This window comes from Ensifer sp. NM-2, from assembly GCF_003024455.1.
GTDB classification, from domain to species: domain Bacteria; phylum Pseudomonadota; class Alphaproteobacteria; order Rhizobiales; family Rhizobiaceae; genus Ensifer; species Ensifer canadensis.
Map to the genome: position 1 here is coordinate 14,604 of NZ_PVZR01000022.1, position 19,982 is coordinate 34,585.

Sequence of the window (19,982 nt, forward strand, 5' to 3'; positions counted from 1 at the left end):
AGCCGGATCTCGACGGAAGTTGTCGTCCGCTCGCCACATCGATTTGCGGAATCGATCGCAGCGTTTCCGCCTGGCTTGGGTGGCAGGGAGGAGGGGCGTTAAAGGGACGGTCCTCAAATCAGCGCGATCGCCCATTTTGAGAGGCGGTTGATATCGGACCGAACGGAGGATGGCATTGCCGAGGCGGGCCCGCGCTGTATGAGCGGGTCGAGGGTCTGGGCAGTAACGTTTCTGGCGAGACCTGTGATCTCCACGAGTTGCGCAAGCGTGGTCGGCGATCCGGTGGCATGCAGCTTTTCGACCACAATCACGGTCATGGGGCAACCTGTTTGAGGCGATCGTGGTGAGCAGGGCAGGTTCAAGCTCCATCGAACGCTCCCTTGAATTCTGGGTCAGCATAAAAGGCGAGCTTTGCGGCGACGACTGGTCGCTGGCCTGCAAGAAACAGCAACTGAGCATGGCCGGGAAGGTTTCGTACCTCGTCTGGCGTGAGCAGTGGGCGGCCGTGTGCTGCTGGCTGTAGGAGATCCCCGACTTCTCGGAATCAAGCGCGCGGGCCATAGTCTGGAAGACGACAGTTTCCTGTCCGAGCAGATCAGAGACGAGGCGCGCGCTGTCGTGGTCGTTGACGCCGAACACCTGCAGCACGCCGGCATTCGAGAGGAAGGTTCCGGCGCGCTGTCCGTAGGTCGCACGAAGCTGGTGGAGATCCTGCAGGATCGGCCAGAGCTGGACACCGTAACCCGCCATCATCAGCCCTCAGCCACTGACGAGGTGCAGCGAAGCGGACAAGGTGTGGAGAGGCCGGCGGAAAAAGTTGAGCCGCTTGTGCCGGCGCTGACAAAACATTCTCGCACCATCGAGGACGTCGCTCGTTAGAAGGCGAAACCCGACCTCGAGCGGGCCATGGCAACGGTGCGTTCCGTAGGCTGCAATGTCTATGTCGATCCGGAGGGTGTCGCCTTTAAGGTCAAGGTCGCCTTAGTGGACAAGGGTATAGACGGTGAGGCTTTGGCGAGGTCGGTCGCTGAACGCCCGAAACGTTCGCGGAGCTGCGCGGCAAGGCTGGCTGTTCGGCGACAACAAGGAGCGCAAGGTCGCCCGCCATTACGCCAGGGCGCTCAGCCATCACGTCGCATCGGCCGGCCGTAGGTGGTGCCGGCGACTTGAAGCAGAGCGTCAGTCGGAGAGTTGGACGCGCGAGAAGCAGGATGTGATCGTGGTTCCCGGGGCGCGTCGCCGTTGCGCGCGCGCTGACAGGGGAAACTTGTTTTGACCTTAGATCGGCTGTCCCCGGTGTTCCTGTCGAACACCAACCGCGAGGGTGCGGCTCGATTAGCGTCATGATCCGCTCGATAGACATCGGCCGAAGCAGACTCCTCCTTATCCGGCCGGTCGAGAACATCGGTCCGTTCGACTGCCACTCAAGATCGCATAATCAATCGTGAGGGTACCAGCTTCGATTGTTGACGGTCCATTGCTGGATCATCCACTTGCGGCGGTGCTGGCGGAAAGGCTCAATCGGCGCAAGCGCGCCGTCACCGGCAGATGGGTGCTCTAATATCTCTGGCAACCTGCAATTTGTGTCATTGACCGAACCGATTGGTCGGCTGCCCACAAACACCTGCCCGCATCCCGAACACAGCTCCCTCGTACGGATTGTCGGCAAGGTGCGCGTCGGTCATCGTGAAGCGTGCTGAGGTAACGAACAGCGTTTCAAGTCCAGGCCCGCCAAAAGCACAGCTGGTTGGCCACGAACAGGGCAGATCGACAATGCGATCTATTATACCGCTCGGCGTGAAACGAACCACGCAACCGCCACCGGCGACGCGACAATTCCAGATGAAACCTTCCGCATCGACGCAAGATCCGTCTGGAAGACCACGACTGAAGCCAGAAAGGATCGTCCGCCGGTCATGAAGAGACCAGGATTTGTTATCCAAGGCGTAACTGTAGATCGTGTTGTCTTCGGTGTCGGCCGTAATGAGCCGATCGTCTTCAGTCCATATCAGTGTGTTGGTGATGCCAAAGTGGTCATCCGAAACCGAGCATAGCTCTCCGCCCGCATAACGATACAGCCTTCCCGTCTTTGCCGTTATCGCCTGCGGCGTGCCATCGAGACCGATATTGTCCTGCATGGTGCCAACCCAGAATGCGCCATCTGGCCCGACAACGCCTTCGTTCAGGCGATTTCGCGGAAGCTCCGATTCAACCTCTGCTATGGCGCGGAGTTGGCCGCCGAAGTCCCATAGCGCAATTGACTTCCTCAATCCGACAATGGCGCCTCCGTCCTTACGAAGGCCAATTGAAGTCACGAGATCATGGAAGTTCCACTTTTCGTGCTTGCCCGAGTTCGGGCGTAAGCGATGGATCGATTTCCCGACGATGTCGACCCAGCATAGCGCATGTTCTCGTTCGTCCCATACGGCACTTTCTCCGACGACGTTTTTCGCGGCGAGAACAACGTCAACCTCAACTCCCATGGAATTCCCCTTTTGGTCTTCGAATTCAATCTTGACATACAGCTTATGGGTAAACTATGAATCGGATTAAGTAAACCTGTCCGACAGGTTTTGGCATTTCGGGAGGCGATGTATGAATCTGCGGCCAGTTGAAGATGAGCAACATATAACCGGCAGCCTGGTTGGCACCGCGATCGGCGCGATCACCCAGCACATCCGGACAAATGAACTCGGCCCCGGCGATCGGTTGCCGAGTGAGGCAACGCTATCGAAGGAACTCAGCGTATCTCGATCGGTGGTCCGCGAGGCGTTCAGGTCGCTTGCCACGATGCGCTTGATTGATCTCAGTGCGGGCAGGCGCGCCACCGTGGCGCAGCTCGATCATGGGGCGATGTCCTTGATGATCGAGCACGGCGTACACACTGCCCAGATCAACATCAATCAAGTCTACGACGTACGCCGAACCATAGAGACCCGTATGGCGACGCTCGCCGCACTGAGGCGGACGGACGCGGAAGCGCGCACCATTCTCGAACTTGCGAGGGCAATGGAGGACAATTTTGTAGACGCGGAGAAAGTGATGGAGAGCGATCTCGCGTTTCATCTCGAGATCGCCCGCGCTTCAAAGAATCCGATCTTCTCGATGATTGTCGGCGCCTTCCAGGGCGTGTCGCGGCAGACTTGGCCGATCGGTTGGCGCAGCCGCGCCTCGGACGCAGAGCGGCACGCAATGAACGCAATCCATATCGAGTTGGCGCAAGCGATTGCTGCGGGCGATCCGCAAGCAGCCAGTCAGCTCATGGCCCGGCATTTCGACGAGAGCGTCAAGGCGCTTCTTGCCGCCGGCATCGCATAGGAAGCAGCCTTATGAAAATAACGAAACTGGAAACGGTCCGCGTCGCGGAGCGCCCGAACCTTCTCTGGCTCCTGGTCCATACGGATGAGGGGCTGACCGGGCTCGGGGAGACGTTCTTCGGCGCCGAGACCGTCGAAACCTATATTCATGAATATGTCGCGCCTCGGGTCATCGGCCGCGACCCCTTGCAGATCGACCTCCTCGCCGCCGATCTCGTGGGGTACCTCGGGTTTCGCTCCTCCGGAGCTGAAGTGCGAGGCAACTCGGCCTTTGACATCGCGCTGTGGGACATCTTCGGCAAGGCAACGAACCAGCCGATCGCCCAGTTGCTCGGCGGTTTCAGTCGCAGGGAAATCCGGACCTACAACACATGCGCGGGCACTGAGTACATCAAGAAGGCGACCGGCCAGACGACAGCAAACTATGATCTGTCCTCGTCGTCCGCGCGCAATTACGACGACCTCAATGGCTTCCTGAACAGCGCCGACGAACTTGCCCATTCCCTGCTTGAAGAGGGCATCACGGCGATGAAGATCTGGCCGTTCGATATCTCTGCGGAAAAGACGCGCGGCCAATATATCTCACTGCCCGATCTTAAGTCGGCGCTTAAGCCCTTCGAGAAGATCCGTTCGGCGGTCGGCGACCGGATGGATATCATGGTCGAGTTCCATTCGATGTGGCAGCTGTTGCCAGCAATGCAGATCGCAAAAGCACTCGCGCCATACCAAACATTCTGGCACGAGGATCCCATCAAAATGGACAGCCTCTCGAGCCTCAAGCGCTACGCGGCCGTCTCGCCGGCACCGATCTCAGCCTCGGAAACGTTGGGCTCGCGCTGGGCCTTTCGCGACCTTCTGGAAACCGACGCTGCCGGCGTGGTCATGCTCGACATCAGCTGGTGCGGCGGATTGTCGGAAGCACGCAAGATCGCCGCTATGGCGGAGGCATGGCACTTGCCCGTCGCGCCGCATGACTGCACTGGCCCGGTCGTCCTTTGCGCATCGACGCATCTGTCGCTAAACGCGCCCAATGCGCTGGTGCAGGAGAGCGTCCGCGCCTTCTACAAGACCTGGTACCGCGACCTCGTTACGGCGTTGCCCGAAGTCAAGAACGGCATGATCACGGTACCGCCAGGCGCCGGACTGGGCATGGAACTCAATCCGGACCTCGATAAGGCATTCACCGTATTTCGCCGCAGCTCGGATACGAACTGACACGGACCTTCAGCTGCAATCAAAATGAACCAAGGGAGGAGTAAGCATGAGAAGGTTTTTGACTGGGTGCGCTTTGAGCATAGCGCTTTTGGGCTCAACAGCGCTCGGGGCATCCGCGGAGCCGCTAAACATCGTCTTCACGCACCATTCGTCGGCGTCGAATACGTTTTGGCAGGCGGTGAAGAAGGGCTTTGACGACGCCTGCGAGAAGATCGCAGCCAACTGCCAGATGGTCTTTACGCAGAACGAAGGCTCCGTCGAGCAGCAGCTTTCAAACATGGAAGCGGCCCTGGCGCGCAAGCCTGATGCCCTTCTAACTTCGATCGTCGACGACAAGGCGTTCGACGACGTCATCGCCCGCGCCACGAAGGACAACGTCGTCGTGATCGGGGTCAACGTGGATGACAGTCAGGGCGCACAAGGAAACATGCGCGCTGCTTTTGTCGGCCAGGGATTCCGACCAGCCGGCCACTCGCTCGGTCAGGCCATGGCGGAGAATTTCCCGAAGGAGGGGCCGATCAAGGTGCTGGTCGGGGTTTCGGCTCCAGGCCAGAACTGGTCTGAGGCGCGCGGGCAGGGCGTCATGGATTTCCTGGAGGAATACAAGGCCGCCAATCCCAACCGAGAGGTTTCTTGGGAGCGAATCGATAGCGGCACTGATCTTGCGATTACGGCCGATCGTGTTGGCGCCTATCTTAATGCCCACCCCGACACCACGGCCTATTTCGACACTGGCTTTTGGCATGCTGCGGTCGCACGGGTGCTGAAGGATCGCGGCGTCGAGCCGGGCAAGGTGCTGCTAGGCGGCTTCGACCTCGTGCCGGAAGTCGTCCAGCAGATGCAGACCGGCTACGTCCAGGTTCAGGTCGATCAGCAGCCGTACATGCAGGGCTTCATGCCAGTCATGCAAGTCTATCTCGCCAAGACTTTCGGACTTGCCCCGTCCGACATTGACACGGGGCAGGGCATTGTTCGCCCGGCCGATGCCGAGACGATCATGGAGTTCTCCGCCAAGGGGCTTCGCTAACGCACGTCCCCGGGGGGCCGGAGCGAAGAGACAAACTAGCCTGTTCAGGGCGTTAGAGTGTGCTTTGCGCGTTAAGTTGAACGCGCAGAGCGCCAAATTTGGCCGAGAGGGTACGGCGAGCACATCGCCGCCCTCTTGCACTGGAGCCGCATGCAATGAAACGTTTTTTGAAAATCTACATGGATAAGCCCGAACTGGCCGCGCTTATCCTTCTCCTACTTCTAATGGGTATCTTCCAGAGCCAGTCCGAAGGCGTGTTCTTGAGTCTTGACAATTTGCGCGGCGTTTTGGGGATCCTGCCCGAGATGGCACTGGTCGCGATCGGTGTGACGGTTCTCATGATCTGCGGTGAATTCGACCTTTCAGTGGGAGCCGTATTCGCTCTGATGCCGATGTCGATGGCAGTGCTGATGGTTACAGGGATTTCGTTCCCACTGGCACTGATCGCCGGCCTTCTTGTGTGCGTCTTTATCGGCCTTCTGAACGGTTTTCTGACCATTCGCTTCGCGATACCAAGTTTCATCACCACGCTTGGCATGATGTTTGTCGCCAGATCCCTGACTGTCGTGATCTCGGGCGGATTTCCACCGCTTCTACCGGCCGATCTCCCCACGTGGCTCTTCACTAGCTTCGTCGGGCCGGGCGAACTGGTGAGAATGTCATTCATCTGGTTTGTGGCCATCGCTGGTCTCGTGTCGTTGCTCCTCAGCCGTACGAACTTTGGCAACTGGATCCGAGCAACCGGCGGATTCCTGCCGGCGGCAGCGGCACTCGGCATCCCGACAGCGCGCGTCAAGATCGCCTGTTTCATTCTCTGCTCGGTACTAAGCGGATTTGCCGGATTGATCCAGGTGCTGCGCCTCGGTTCGCCCCTGCCGTCAATCGGCGAGGGAATGGAGCTTCAGGCCGTGGCGGCGGCGGTCATCGGTGGCACTGCACTGACCGGCGGGGTCGGCGCCGTTTTGGGCGGCATCGTGGGCGTTGCGCTGATCCGCGTGATCGACAATGGTCTCGTTCTCAGCCAGGTCGACGCCAACTGGTTCAAGTTCGCCATCGGCTCGCTGACCATCTTTGCGGTGGTCGCCAATTCTTGGCTGCGCAAGCGCGCAAAGTCGATCAAAGTGGAGGTCTGAACCATGAAGGATACCATCGTTTCCGTCAAAAACCTGCACAAGTGGTATTCGGGCGTGCATGCGCTGAAAGGCGTCTCGGTCGATTTCGCCCGCAACGAAGCAGTGGGCCTCATCGGTGATAACGGTGCCGGCAAATCCACACTGATCAATATCCTCTCCGGTGTGCAGAAGCAGGATGAGGGTGACATCTATATCGAATCCGAGAAAGTCGCGATCTGCAGCCCGCGCGATTCCATGCGTCTCGGCATCGAGACGATCTACCAGTACAACTCCATGGTTCCAACAATGTCGATTGCGCGGAATTTGTTCATCGGTCGAGAGCCGCTGAAATACTCGGTGTTTGGCATCGGCGTTATGGATCTACGAAAAATGCGCGAGGAAAGTGTCCGGGCGATCGCAGATGTCGATCTGCATCTCCGCTCGCCTGATGCGCTGGTTGGTGAGCTTTCCGGGGGGCAGCGGCAGGGTGTCGCCATCGCCCGAGCCATGCACTTTAAATCCAAGGTGATGATCCTCGATGAGCCGACTAACCATCTTTCGGTCAAGGAGACCAACAAGGTCATCGGTTTCGTTCGTTCGCTGAAGGAGCAGAACGTCACGGGGATCTTCATTAGCCACAATATGCATCATGTCTTTGACTGCTGTGACCGTGTGGTCGCGATGGCGCGTGGACAGATCGTGCTCGACAAGCGTGTCGCCGACACGTCGATTGACGAAGTGCAGTCGGTGCTTTGAAGGGAACGCAAATGGAGACGCTTCAAGGAAAAGTGGCACTCGTCACCGGAGGCCTCGGCACGCTCGGTCGGGCGCAGGCGAGGAAGCTCAACAAGGAAGGCGCGACCGTCGTTATACTCGATCGTCCCGAGCTGGAGGATGCGCAAACGCTGGCACGAAGCCTCGGCGAAAACGTGCGCTTTCTTGGTTGTGATCTGAACGATCTCGCCACATCGGAAAGGGTCATTCGGGAGGAGGCGGAGGCCTCGGGTGGCATCGACATCCTGATCAACAACGCCGCGCTCATCATCAACAAGCCGTTTCAAGAATTCAGCCTGGAGGAGTACGAAGATCAGATCCGGGTCAACTCCTCAGCTGCCTTTGCTGCTGTCAGAGGCTGTGCGGATTTGATGAAGCGCAAGGGGGCCGGCAAGATTGTCAACTTTGCTTCCATCACGCTCAATGGCCAATGGGAAGGCTACGTACCATATGTGGCGTCAAAAGGTGCGATGGTCGGTCTCACGAAGTCGCTGGCCCGTGAGCTTGGTCCACATGGCATCAACGTCAATGCGGTTTCGCCAGGCGCGATTGTTTCCCAAGCGGAAGACCGGGTCTTTGCAGATAGGCTTCAGGAATACAACGATTGGATCCTGACGCGGCAATGCCTCAAAAAACGCATCCAGCCCGAGGATGTCGCCGAACTCGTTTTCTTCCTCGTCTCGCCGGCCTCCGACATGATTTCTGGGCAGATCTTCGCGATCGACGGCGGCTGGTAGATGGTGGCCGACCGGATTATCCTGGACAATGGCAACGCGCGCCTCGAACTCGTGCCGGCGCTCGGAGGGGGGATTGCGCGGCTTGATGTGCGACACCCGGACGGCGCGTTGCTTCCCGTGTTGAGGCCGTGGAACGGTCGGATGGAGGATGGACCCCTCGCACTCGGCTGCAATGTCCTTGTCCCGTTTTCCAATCGCATTTCCGGGGGCGGCTTCGAACATGATGGTGCGTTCCATCCTGTTCCTGCCAACTTTTGTGGCGAGCCATTGCCCATTCATGGGGACGGCTTTCAGCGGTGTTGGCGCACGCTTGCTCAGCGCTCAGAGTCCCTTGAAGTAGAATGTGACGGGGAGATCGGTCCATTCCGCTACCGGGCACGGCAAATCATCACGCTCGCCATGGGCAAATTGATCGTAGAGCTCGAAGTTGAAAACTTGTCGGGGCAAGCATTGCCGTTCGGCGTGGGGTTCCATCCGTGGTTTCCCAGAAATGTGGACACTCGGCTGCAATTTCGTGCCGCGGAGATATGGCTGGAGGACGAGCGTCATCTTCCCGCCGGGCGGCAAGAGATCGGTGACGCTTCAGACTGGAACTTCGATGGCGGGCGGATCTTGCCCGACGGCTGGATCAACAATGCCTTCGGCGAGTGGGGTGGAGAAGCCGTGATCACGCAAGGCGAGAGGGCCGTCTCTCTCAGGCTCTCCGCTTCGGATAACCTCGCATATGCGTTGGTCTTCTCGCCGGGGTCGAAGGCCGACTTCTTTTGTTTTGAGCCGGTCTCCCACCCCGTCGACGCGCATAATCTTGAGGGTCACCCCGGCCTTCAGGTGCTCGAACACCGTCAAAAACTGACTGCTTCAATGACGTTGGAATGGGATGAACGATATGGAACTCAGTAAGAACGGCACCTTCGTAGGTCGCGTTTGGCTGCCGCAAGAAGAGGGGCCGGCGCTGGTGGCTGTTAGGGCCGGCGTTCTCTTCGATATTACCTCGAAAGATGCGCCAACGATGCGCGATCTCGCCGAGATGGACGATCCAGTCGGGTTTGTTCGTGCCCAAGAGGGAAAAGCGATCTGCAATCTCGACGATGTTTTGTCCGGCAGGGCCGCTAACCCGAGCATGCCCCGGCTGCTCGCCCCATGCGATCTTCACGCGATCAAGGCCTGCGGAGTGACCTTTGCACGCTCGATGCTCGAGCGGGTGATCGAGGAGCGCGCGGCAGGAAATCCCGACCTCGCCTCCAAAATCCGCGAACGCGTGACGGCGGTCGTCGGAGACAGCCTGCGCAATCTCAAGGCCGGTTCGCTGGAAGCGGCGAAGGTCAAGGAGGCACTGATCGAGGAGGGCGTCTGGTCTCAATATCTCGAAGTCGGAATTGGTCCCGACGCCGAAGTCTTCACAAAGGGACAGATCATGTCAGCGGTCGGCTATGGGGACGAGGTGGGGCTCCACCCGATCTCGAGATGGAACAACCCTGAACCGGAGGTGGTGCTGGTTGTCGACAGCCAGGGCCGGGTGAAGGGGGCGACGCTCGGCAACGATGTGAACCTGCGCGATGTCGAAGGGCGCTCGGCGCTGTTGCTCGGCAAAGCCAAGGACAACAACGCCTCCTGCGCACTCGGTCCGTTCATTCGACTGTTCGACGAAAGCTATTCGATCGATGACGTTCGCGATGCCGAACTCGATCTGAGGATTGAGGGCGAAGATGGCTATGTCCTGATCGGCCGCAGCTCGATGAAGGAGATCAGCCGCGATCCACTCGACCTCGTGGCACAGACCATCGGTCCCCATCACCAATATCCCGATGGCTTGATGTTGTTCATGGGCACGCTGTTCGCTCCAGTCGAAGATCGCGACGTCCCCGGTCAGGGCTTCACACACAAGATCGGCGATGTCGTGACGATTTCCAACGCCAAGCTCGGCGCTCTCGTCAACACGGTGAGGTTATCTACCGAGTGCCCTCCCTGGACCTTCGGCGCGTCCCATCTCATGCGCAACCTCGCCGCACGCCAGCTGATCTAGGAACCCCATTATGGCTTTGCACCAGAACCTGATTGCCGGCGAATGGGTTGGCGGTGATGGCGTTGCCAATATCAATCCGTCCGACACCAACGACGTGATCGGGGAATATGCGCGCGCCTCGGCCGAGGATGCGAAGGCGGCGATCGCCGCGGCCAAGGCTGCGTTTCCGGCCTGGTCGCGCTCCGGCATTCTCGAGCCTCATGCAATCCTTCGAAAGACCGCCGACGAGCACGCAGTCGGATGCGCGCCGAGTCCAACTTAACGCCGCTGCCAAACAAATTTGCCAGCACCACGTGTTTACCATTTACTTACGATAGAATTACGCGGAAAATTAGCGTCGTGGGAGGAAGGCATTCGGCCCTCACGATCAGCGCGCCCGAACGGCTTCTGCCCCTTTCAAGGGAGGACCAGTCATGAGGCGTATTTTGTTGCACGCGGCAGCATCGGTCGCGGCGCTCTCGCTTGGCGTCTCGTATGCATCCGCGCAATCAGGCAGTGTCGAGAAGGCGGTCGGCGGCTACAGTTTCGAGGAGGCCGCAAAAGAGGCGCCCGGTACCAAGGACTTTCATTCGGCCGACGGCCACCTCACCTTTGGTATCGTGACGCACACCGCCGGGAACGGTTTTTTCGATCCCGTCTATGTTGGCGCCACTGTGGCTGGCAACATGATCGGCGCCAAGATCCTGCTGCTTGGCTCGGAATCGCCGGTGGATGATCCGGCCCGCGAGATCGAAATCCTTAATCAGATCGTTCAGGATCCGACGATCGACGGTATCATCATGACGACACCGCAGGTCGGCGCCTACAACGACATCGTCAAGGCCGCCGAGGCAAAGGGAATTCCCGTCGCTACGACAAATTCCTTTGACGGGACGCTGCTCAATCGCAGTAGCATCAGTCATACCGGCCAGGACGCATCCGCGGCTGCGATCGGCGGCGAAGCACTTGCCAAATGCGTGCTCGACAGCGGCAAGACGAGCGGCTCGATCCTGCTGCCGTCCTCGACCGCGATGGGCAATATCGAAGTGAACAACCGGGTGACCTCGGCCTTTAATGCGATCGTCAAGACACTGAAGGACGCCGGAAAGCTTGAAAACTTCAAGGTGGACGCCGGGCCGGAGAATGTCGGCATCGACACGAACCCGAACGACCCCGTGAACGCGCTCGTGTCGCTCTTCGAGTCGCGTGGTGACGTCGTCGGGGCCTTCACCGCAAACAACGTCTTCACACCGCCACTCGTAAAGGCAGTCGCGCAAATGGGATGGACCGGTAAGTTCTGTGCCTTCGGCTTCGATCTGGGGCCGGCGCAGCAAGAGGGCATCACCGCGGGCAACCTAACGGGCTCGCTGGGACAACAGCCGTTTCTGCAAGGCTTCTGGCCGGTCATGCAGCTCTACCTGCAGATCGACCGCGGCATTTCGGCCGCCAATCTCGACACACGGGCCCAGCTGGTGACGAAGGAGACCGTCGCCAATGTCGGCAAGCGCTTCGAGAACTGATTTCGCTCGAGGCGCCTGACATATACGGGCGGGAGGGCCGTTCCTGCCGCCTGCGCAAGTGCAAAGTTTTACCGGACAAACCCATGGCGCCTGTGGAGACGACATCGCTCGGCCGTGCGCCTCCGCAGCTCGCCGGCGGCTGGGAGGCCGGTCTCATACTGTTCCTAGTCCTGCTCTATGTCGGTGGCGTGTTCGCAAATCCGACCTTCTTCGCCTCGACGGACGCGCTTCACGCCCTGCTTCGCGATACCTCCCGCGTGGGGATCATCGCCGTGGGGATGACCTTCGTTATCGTCAACAAGGACCTCGATCTGTCGGTAGGGTCCACCTACGGCCTCGTCGCGGTGGCGTTCGCCCGGCTTTTTTCACCGAGCTTTCTCGATCTCGAAATCACGGCCTCAGTCATTCTTTGTCTGCTGCTGGGGACGGCGATCGGGTTACTCAACGGCGTGCTCGTGACCATCTTAAGGGCGCCGGCATTCATCGCGACTCTGACGATCCTTTTCATCGGCCGCGGTTTCGTGCTGGCGCTGACGCACGGCCAGGCGATCTATTATTCCGGCAAGGCGGATGAATTTCCGCTGTTCTTCAACCTCGGCGAAACCAATGTCCTCGGCTTCAACAACCAGATCATCGTCTTCGCCTGCGTTGTCGCGCTCGGAGCCGTTGTGCTTGCCAAAACCCGCTGGGGCTACGAGACACTCGCCACCGGTGGGAACGAACAGGCGGCAGTCTATGCCGGTATTCCCGCACGCTGGGTGCGCATCCGCGCCTACCTGATCTCGTCGCTCTGTGCGACCCTTGCGGCTCTCCTGTCGGCGGCACAGGATAAGGGCGTAACCCCCCTTTATGGTGTCAGCTGGGAACTCACCGTCATTGCATCCGTGGTCATCGGCGGCGCGTCGATCCTGGGCGGTCGCGGTCGCGTGATCGGCTCTTGCCTGGGAGCCGCGGTCGTCGTGCTGGTCGACAAGGTCTTGCGCGAAGGATGGCCAATCACGCGCATTGTCGTCATCGACGGCGAGAATATTGCGGTCAACGCCAGGTTCACCCTACCCGCGGGCGCGGTGCTGGTTTTCCTCGGCCTCCTTCTCGTCATTGCGGTGCTGATAGAGCCCTATCTCATCCGCCGCCAAGTCGCGGGCCGCTTCTGGGCCTGGCTGCGCGGCCGCCCGCCGCCACCCGCCTATGAGATGGGCGGCGTGGCTCTCGAGGGCGTCCAGACCAAGGGAGCGATGGCGAGCGACCGGGAGCTGACGGCTACCGGGTTCGGCAAGTTTCTCGCACGCCGCGACGCGCTTGCCATTATCCTGACAATCCTGTTGTGGCTGACGGGGCTCACCCTCAGGCCCGACTACTGGTGGAACCTCTCCAATACGTTCGCGATCCTGCTCAACTACACAGAACTTGCTCTCATCGCGGTCGGGCTCACCTATGTCATCGCAGCCGGCGATATCGATCTCTCCGTCGGGGCGGTACTTGCGCTTTCGGGCAGCACCGCGGCCTATTTTCTGAAGGTGCTGGGCGCCGACCCGATGACCGCCGTGGCGATGGGCCTGGTTGTCGGAATGGTCGCCGGACTCGTCAACGCCACCGTCACAGTCGGTTTCAAGCTGCCGGCCTTCATCGCTACGCTGGGAATGTTCTACATCGCCCGCGGTCTTGCCGCCTGGTTCGTTGCCGGCCAGCAACTGACGGGCTGGCCCGAAGGCTACAATCTGCTCGGCCGCAAGGCGAACGACGTCCTCCTGCATTTCGGCTTTTCGCTGCCGCCCGGCTTTCTTCGGACTGTCGCAGAAGTCGTCAGCGTGCAGACGATCTGGATGTTCTTTGTCGCCCTGGTGGCTGGCCTCGTGCTCGCTTACTCGCCGTTTGGACTGAAGGTCCTGTCCACCGGCGGCAACCTCCGCGCCTCGGCTTACGCGGGCATCAACACGAACCGCGTGCGTTTCCTCGCGCTCTTGTTGTCAGCGCTCTGCGCCTCCATGGCCGGGATCATCAACGTCGCCTACTTTCGCAGTTTCAACCCCGTCGCCGGCCAGTTCCGCGAACTGGACGCCATCGCCTCGGTCATCATCGGCGGCGGATCGATCTTCGGCGGTTACGGCACCATCATCGGCTCGCTTGCCGGGGCCGCGGCGATCACGCTCGTGCGGGCGCTGCTGCAATTGAACGTCCAGGGGTTCACCATGCCGCAGCACTGGATCAATGTCTTTATCGGCGTCATCCTTATCGTGGCCGTGCTCGTCGACATTTGGGTTCGCCAAGCCAATATCTTCGGACGCATGCGCTCCTTTTTGGCGCAACGCGGACAAAGATCGGAGACCAGTCATGGCCACTGATACCCAAGGTACACCGATCGTGGAAATGCGGAGCATCGAAAAGGTGTTCGGTGCGGTCCAGGCGCTACGCTCGGTCGACTTGGTGCTCCATCCCGGCGAGATCCTCGGTCTCGTTGGCGACAATTCCGCCGGCAAATCAACGCTAATGAAAATCCTGACCGGCGCCTACCAGCGCGATGCTGGCGAGATATTCGTCGCCGGACACCCGGTGCATTTCAGGAGCCCGCATGAGAGCCGCGACGTCGGTATCGAGATGATCTACCAGGATTTCGCGTTGTGCGGGAACATGGACGTCGGGCAGAACATATTTCTGGGCCGCTGGCCGCTCAAGGGCCCGTTCGTCGATCGGCGGAAGATGTATGCGGAAGCCGACAAGGTGTTGAAACGGCTCAAGGTCGACGTCAACTCTGTCTACCAGAAGGTTGAAAGCCTGTCGGGCGGCCGCCAGCAATCGGTGGCGATTGCCCGCGCCATCTCGTTCGAGCCGCAGGTCGTAATCCTCGATGAGCCGACCGCCAATCTTTCGGTGATGGCGACCGAACGCCTGCTTGAAACGATGCTGGAATTGAAGAGACAGGGTGTAGCCCAGATTATCATTTCTCATCGGCTGGTAGATATCTTTGCCGTCGGCGATCGCGTGATGGTGCTGAAGCGCGGCGAGTATGTCGGCGACCGCTATATCAAGCACACTGACGAACACGAGATTCTTGAGATCATTGTTTCCGGAACCCGCGAACGGGCACTCACGGCGGAGCAGGCGGTGCGTTGACCGGGCACCGGCAAAATCCGCAGTACCATCGGCATCCGACGAGCCCGCGGGACGAGAAATCCGGCACTCGACACCTTGATCGTGCAGATTGAAAAAGAGATCAGCCGCCATGGAGGTCCAACGTTGGCGAGTTAATTCCCCAGAGGGACGACAGGGAAACGTGGGTCACGTCGCGAATTTAGGTTATTTCGGGACTGTCCGATCAGGATGGACGCCCCGAATTGAGACCTACCATCGCTCCTCGGCTGGTATCTGGTAGGGTGCGTCCGCCGTGCTCAGCATCAAATGCAAAAGCAGCGAACCGGTCGCTGTGCTCGGGCGAAGGGGGCGGCCTCCGTATGGTTTTGCGCGTTTAGGATCGCATACTATATCGACGGGAACTCACGACCTAGCACCCGCGATGAGGTGCAAGGCAGAGTTGCCCTGTGCCCGCTGCTACTGTTTGCTTGCGCCCGGATCGATCAACGCGATCAGGAGATTAACGCCGAGCAGGAAAGTCACGGCAGTTCGTCACGCAAGGCGTTGACGATTTCGAGGGCAACTGGCGGGGTATCCGGTCGTGACGTCAGAAGAGGAATTCCATTGCGCTCGTTACCGCTGCGGGGCCGGCGCAAAGAACGCCTTGCCAGCTCGGAAATGACCTCGCCAAGGCTCCGATGCTGCTGGGCTGCCATGGCCTTGGCTGCAATCAGGACATCGTCATCGATCGCAAGTGTCGTTCTCAAATCTGCCTCATCGCGCATCAGTCATCACACATCATATAGGGCAAGAGGTTGAATTTCCCAAGACTGATACAGAAGAGCGTCGCAGCCGTTCAGCCTGCCTCCCGCCGGAGGGCGGCCAGGATGACGTCGACTTGCGCCCCAACGTTGCGGCACACCGCCGCATAGATGAACGATAGGAGTCGCCGTGTCTTCTCCCAACGAATATCAAATGATTGATCCGATATCCGTTCAAGTGGTCCAGTACCGAACCGACTGGTCTGATATTGGATCAGTTCGTGTCGAGGCCGATCCACAGGCCGTTGAGAATGATGTCGCTGTGCTGGCGCGCAAGATTGCCTTACGGGCAATATCTGCCGCCGCTAATTCAATGTATAAAGCTGGTGAGCGGCGATATCCCGCGGCAGAGGTCACTTTGGCGGGCCCAATCTTCACGACGCCCCAACTGATCTTCGCTGGCACGGTCTCCGTCTCGGCGTATCGACATCCAATTTTTGCACGCCGGAGCACAGTAGGAGCGCGCGTCCAAGTCCGAATATCTTTTGAATTCAAGACTTGGACGAGGCGCGCAGTGCCGAGGCGGGATAGCGCAAGGTCGGATCGAACGGGTTGAGTTTGTTGCTGATCGCCTGCGCTTCCGATTTCAGCAGATCGGTGATCGTGCCGCTGCGCATTTCGGTCAGCCTCGATGCCAGGGTCCCGATGCTTAAGGAGGCGACGGCAATGCCGTTTCGATCGAGAACCGGAACGCCCAAGCCGGCCATGCCTTCAATCATCTCGAAATTCATCTGCGCCGCGCCGATACGGCGCACCTCCTCGATCTTGATGCGCAGATCAACTTCATCGATTGCCGCACGATCCATGATGCGGGGCATGTTGAACTTGATGATGGCCTCGCGCTCCTCCTCCGGCAGGTAAGAGAGAATGGCGATGCTGCCCTGGCCGATGCCCAATGGCACCTTGCCGCCGATGTCGCCGGTAAACGAGCGGATGGGGAACGGCCCCTCGACGCGGTCGAGGCAAATTGCATCGAAGTTGCTGCGCACCAGCAGAAACACTGTGTCGTTGAAGGTCGCCGAAAGTCGCAGCAGGGATGGGCGGGCGATATCGAGGATGCCCTCGCGCCGCCTCGCCTGCGAGGCGATGGAAAAGAACTCCAGCGACAGACGGTAGGATTTGCTGTCCGGCATCTGCTCAACCATGTCCTCGGCGATAAGGGTCTTCAGCAGACGATGTGCCGACGGTTGGCTCAGATTCAACCTGCGCGCAAGGTCGATCAACCGCACACCTTCCACCGACTGCGCCCCCAGATCTTTCAGGATGTGGATTGCCTTCGAGAGGCTGGAGTTGCCAACGGCTTCGGATTCCGAAATCTGCACCATAAATTTATAGATCCCCTATCAATATTCCGAATTATGGACTTTTTTCATAAAAAATTTCAACATAGAAAATTCGGTTTGTGTTTTTTGTCAAACTCCGGAAATTAACCGGCGAGCCCTTCTCAAGGTGGCGGATGGAAAACGTGGACGGACTACCGTTCGTCCCGGCCGGGAAAACTGTGCGGTCCGGTCGTGACGGCCGCAGTTGCTGACTTCGGCATCTGTCTGAGCGGGCCCAATGGATTTTGACGACGTGTCGTTGCCGCATGGATCGCTGACAAGAAAATCAGGGCAGGCGATCTCTCCAGGCAATTGAATGACGGGAGAGCGAGCATGAGTTTCCTCAGCCTAAAACAGGTTTCCAGATTCTACGGATCGGTTGCCGCTGTTCACAATTTCGACCTTGGTGTGGAGAAGGGCGAGTTCATCTCGCTTCTGGGACCATCCGGTTGCGGCAAGACGACAACGCTGCAAATGATCGCGGGTCTCGTGCGCCCCTCCTCGGGCACGATCATGATGGGCGGCCGCGACATCACCTACATGCCGCCGCCGCAACGGCAGCTCGGCGTGGTCTTTCAAAGCTACGCGCTCTTCCCGCACATGACGGTTGCGCAAAATGTCAGCTTCGGCCTCGAGATGCGCAAGGTTGCGAAGGCCGAGCGCGAAACGCGCATCAAGGACATTCTTGTTCTTGTCCACCTCTCGGCGCTCGCCGATCGATATCCGCGCGAGATGTCCGGCGGCCAGCGCCAGCGTGTGGCGATCGCCCGTGCGCTGGTCATCAATCCGCCGGTTCTGCTGCTGGATGAGCCGCTGTCCAACCTCGATGCCCAGCTTCGCGAAGAAATGCAGTTCGAATTGCGTCGCATCCAACAGGCCGTCGGCATCACCACCATCATGGTTACGCACGACCAGGCCGAGGCGCTCTCCATCAGCGACCGCGTCGTGGTCATGGAGAAGGGCAAGATCACTCAGGTCGACACGCCCTACGAACTCTATGAACACCCGCGCAACGATTTCATTTCTTCCTTTGTCGGAAAGTCGAACTTCATGCCGGCGACTGCGGTCGCAAACGGTGCGGGCGCGACTGTCTGCATCGGCAACACCGACATCGTGTTCGAGACGGGCAGCAAGCCGGCAAGCAAGGATGTTTCCGTATTCATCCGCCCGGAAAAGTTGCGTCTGACGACACCATCCAACGGGCAGCTTCAGGGAACCGTGACCACCCGCTACTTCATGGGCAGCCAGTGGCTGGTCAGCGCTGCGACCCCGGCCGGCGTTCTGGCCGTCGCCGTTCCCAATCTTGGCGCACCGCCGCCGCTGGAAGGCGAAAATGTGGGCCTGTCCTGGCAGCATGGCGACTGTCGCGTTCTCGCTGCGGGAGCTACCGAGTGATGGGCGCGGCGACCCCCGCGGCGGCGCCGCGCGCCTTCGCCCCGTTGTTCCTTTCGGCTCCGGCAACGCTGTTTTTCATTGGGCTTGTTCTGCTGCCACTGGCGCTAACGATCATCCTGTCGTTCAACAGCTACGACTATACCGCCGGCATTCAGAATGACTTCTCGCTCGCAAACTATCTGACCGTTCTGCAGGACGAGTATTACCTCTCGACCTTCTGGCGTACGTTGCGCCTGGCGCTGCTGACCACTGTGATCGCCGTGCTGATCGGTGTTCCGGAAGCCTACATCCTCTCCAACATGCGCAAGCCCTGGCGGTCGATCTTCCTGCTCGTCATCATCGGCCCGTTGCTAGTCTCGGTGGTCGTGCGTACCTTTGGCTGGAGCATGCTGCTAGGCAAGAACGGGCTGGTGAACGGCGCGCTTGCCGCCGTCGGCCTCGAGCCGGTGCAACTGCTCTACACCGAAGCGGCGATCGTCATCGGCCTCGTCCACATCATGCTGCCGTTCATGGTCATCCCGGTTTGGACTGTGCTGCAGAAGCTGGATCCGACCGTCGAGGCGGCGGCGCTCACGCTCGGCGCATCCCGCTTTACCGCCCTGCGCCGGATAGTCTTTCCGCAGGCCGCCCTTGGCATTCTCTCCGGCAGCCTGATCGTCTTCGCGCTGTCGGCGAGTTCCTTCGCCATTCCCGGCCTTCTTGGTGGGAGGCGGCTGAAGATGGCAGCGACGCTCGTCTACGACGAGTTCCTGATCGAACTCAATTGGCCGCTCGGCGCCACCATCGCCATCATCGTCCTCGTCGCCAACCTCGTGATCATGCTCGCCTATAACAGGCTCATCGAGCAGCAGGCCAAACGGAAGCTGGGTTGAAATCATGCAGAGAAACGGTCCTGTCGCGCTGGTCTTTCACAGCCTCATCGTCGTGTTCATGCTGGCTCCCATGGTCGTGGTGTGCCTCGTGGCCTTCACCCCCGAAAACACTTTGGCCATGCCATGGAACGGCCTGTCGCTGCGCTGGTTCGAGGCAGTCTTCCGCCACAACGACTTCATGTCGTCATTCGGCAACAGCATTCGATTGGCCCTCCTTTCGGCAACGATTTCGACACTGCTTGCTGTCCCGGCCGCCCTTGCCATCACGCGCTACGAGTTCCGCGGCCGTGATGTGCTGAACGCATTGTTCCTGTCGCCGCTGATCATCCCACATCTGGTTCTTGGCGTTGCCTTTCTCCGGTTGTTTTCGCTGATGGGCATGACCGGCTCCTTCACCTGGCTGGTGGCCACGCATGCAATCATCGTCACGCCCTATACGCTGAGGCTCATCCTCGCGTCGTTGACGAGCATGGATCGCAACGCCGAGAACGCGGCCCGCACCCTTGGAGCGGCCGAGTGGACGGTGTTCAAGCGCATCACCTTGCCGTTGCTGCTGCCGGGGATCAGCGGCGGCTGGCTGCTTGCCTTCATCAACAGCTTCGATGAACTGACGATGTCTATCTTCGTCACATCGCCTTCGACCGTGACCTTGCCGGTTCGCATGTACATGTATGCCAGCGAATCCATCGATCCGATGATGGCCGCGGTTTCCACGCTGATGATCGCGCTTGCGACCGTGACCATGATCGTCCTCGACCGGATGTTTGGGCTCGATCGTCTTCTTGTCGGCAAAGGCTGA

At 59.5% G+C, this 19,982-nt stretch carries 18 protein-coding genes and 2 pseudogenes; 15 read left to right on the top strand and 5 right to left on the bottom strand.

Annotation, left to right across the window (positions count from 1 at the left end):
- Positions 1–113: 113 nt before the first annotated feature.
- From C6558_RS30725 to C6558_RS30735, 3 genes and pseudogenes are all read right to left on the bottom strand, one after another.
- Positions 114–317, bottom strand: a complete 204-nt coding sequence (locus C6558_RS30725) for a hypothetical protein (RefSeq protein WP_057206701.1) — start codon at positions 315–317, stop codon at positions 114–116.
- A 41-nt stretch (positions 318–358) separates the two neighbouring features.
- Positions 359–753 (bottom strand): annotated as a pseudogene (locus tag C6558_RS30730) (type IV secretory system conjugative DNA transfer family protein); the annotation flags it as partial.
- Positions 754–1,586: 833 nt separating this feature from the next.
- Positions 1,587–2,483, bottom strand: coding sequence for an SMP-30/gluconolactonase/LRE family protein (locus C6558_RS30735; protein ID WP_057216428.1), 897 nt, complete (start codon positions 2,481–2,483; stop codon positions 1,587–1,589).
- Between the two features lie 112 nt (positions 2,484–2,595).
- Here C6558_RS30735 and C6558_RS30740 point away from each other — a divergent pair, with 112 nt between their 5' ends.
- From C6558_RS30740 to C6558_RS30795, 12 genes and pseudogenes are all read left to right on the top strand, one after another.
- Positions 2,596–3,318 carry a FadR/GntR family transcriptional regulator gene (locus C6558_RS30740; RefSeq protein ID WP_107028068.1) on the top strand — a complete coding sequence of 241 codons (723 nt, stop codon included), beginning with the start codon at positions 2,596–2,598 and terminating at the stop codon, positions 3,316–3,318.
- A gap of 11 nt (positions 3,319–3,329) precedes the next feature.
- Positions 3,330–4,532, top strand: a complete 1,203-nt coding sequence (locus C6558_RS30745) for a mandelate racemase/muconate lactonizing enzyme family protein (RefSeq protein ID WP_107028069.1) — start codon at positions 3,330–3,332, stop codon at positions 4,530–4,532.
- A 46-nt stretch (positions 4,533–4,578) separates the two neighbouring features.
- A complete protein-coding gene (locus tag C6558_RS30750; protein ID WP_107028070.1) occupies positions 4,579–5,559 on the top strand; it encodes a sugar ABC transporter substrate-binding protein in 981 nt (326 codons plus the stop codon).
- Between the two features lie 155 nt (positions 5,560–5,714).
- Positions 5,715–6,692, top strand: a complete 978-nt coding sequence (locus C6558_RS30755) for an ABC transporter permease (protein WP_025430662.1) — start codon at positions 5,715–5,717, stop codon at positions 6,690–6,692.
- A gap of 3 nt (positions 6,693–6,695) precedes the next feature.
- Positions 6,696–7,427 (top strand): ATP-binding cassette domain-containing protein, encoded by a 732-nt coding sequence (locus tag C6558_RS30760; RefSeq protein WP_057206714.1) that lies wholly within the window; start codon positions 6,696–6,698, stop codon positions 7,425–7,427.
- 11 nt (positions 7,428–7,438) lie between these two features.
- Positions 7,439–8,182: an SDR family oxidoreductase gene (locus tag C6558_RS30765; protein WP_057221246.1), complete on the top strand. Its 744-nt coding sequence runs from the start codon at positions 7,439–7,441 to the stop codon at positions 8,180–8,182.
- Complete coding sequence (locus C6558_RS30770; RefSeq protein WP_057206718.1) at positions 8,183–9,082, top strand: aldose 1-epimerase; 900 nt, start codon at positions 8,183–8,185, stop codon at positions 9,080–9,082. It abuts the gene before it with no gap.
- On the top strand, positions 9,069–10,205 hold the full coding sequence (locus tag C6558_RS30775; protein ID WP_107028071.1) for a fumarylacetoacetate hydrolase family protein: 1,137 nt from the start codon (positions 9,069–9,071) through the stop codon (positions 10,203–10,205). Before C6558_RS30770 ends, C6558_RS30775 begins: the two co-directional genes overlap by 14 nt.
- A 10-nt stretch (positions 10,206–10,215) precedes the next feature.
- Positions 10,216–10,434 (top strand): annotated as a pseudogene (locus C6558_RS30780) (aldehyde dehydrogenase family protein); the annotation flags it as partial.
- 184 nt (positions 10,435–10,618) lie between these two features.
- Positions 10,619–11,704 carry a substrate-binding domain-containing protein gene (locus C6558_RS30785; protein ID WP_057206724.1) on the top strand — a complete coding sequence of 362 codons (1,086 nt, stop codon included), beginning with the start codon at positions 10,619–10,621 and terminating at the stop codon, positions 11,702–11,704.
- 83 nt (positions 11,705–11,787) lie between these two features.
- Positions 11,788–14,046, top strand: a complete 2,259-nt coding sequence (locus C6558_RS30790) for an ABC transporter permease (RefSeq protein WP_107028072.1) — start codon at positions 11,788–11,790, stop codon at positions 14,044–14,046.
- A complete protein-coding gene (locus C6558_RS30795; protein WP_057221242.1) occupies positions 14,036–14,815 on the top strand; it encodes an ATP-binding cassette domain-containing protein in 780 nt (259 codons plus the stop codon). Before C6558_RS30790 ends, C6558_RS30795 begins: the two co-directional genes overlap by 11 nt.
- A gap of 497 nt (positions 14,816–15,312) precedes the next feature.
- Here the strand turns inward: C6558_RS30795 and C6558_RS30805 are convergent, their stop codons facing one another.
- Together C6558_RS30805 and C6558_RS30810 are read right to left on the bottom strand one after the other, a co-directional pair.
- Positions 15,313–15,540 (bottom strand): CopG family transcriptional regulator, encoded by a 228-nt coding sequence (locus C6558_RS30805; RefSeq protein WP_107028102.1) that lies wholly within the window; start codon positions 15,538–15,540, stop codon positions 15,313–15,315.
- 545 nt (positions 15,541–16,085) lie between these two features.
- Positions 16,086–16,919, bottom strand: coding sequence for an IclR family transcriptional regulator (locus tag C6558_RS30810; RefSeq protein WP_107028073.1), 834 nt, complete (start codon positions 16,917–16,919; stop codon positions 16,086–16,088).
- A gap of 330 nt (positions 16,920–17,249) precedes the next feature.
- Here C6558_RS30810 and C6558_RS30815 point away from each other — a divergent pair, with 330 nt between their 5' ends.
- Genes C6558_RS30815 through C6558_RS30825 form a run of 3 tightly spaced genes read left to right on the top strand, consistent with a single transcriptional unit; the run spans position 17,250 to position 19,982 of the window.
- A complete protein-coding gene (locus tag C6558_RS30815; RefSeq protein ID WP_107028074.1) occupies positions 17,250–18,311 on the top strand; it encodes an ABC transporter ATP-binding protein in 1,062 nt (353 codons plus the stop codon).
- A complete protein-coding gene (locus tag C6558_RS30820; protein WP_057206736.1) occupies positions 18,311–19,183 on the top strand; it encodes an ABC transporter permease in 873 nt (290 codons plus the stop codon). Before C6558_RS30815 ends, C6558_RS30820 begins: the two co-directional genes overlap by 1 nt.
- 4 nt (positions 19,184–19,187) lie before the next feature.
- Positions 19,188–19,982: an ABC transporter permease gene (locus C6558_RS30825; protein ID WP_057221239.1), complete on the top strand. Its 795-nt coding sequence runs from the start codon at positions 19,188–19,190 to the stop codon at positions 19,980–19,982.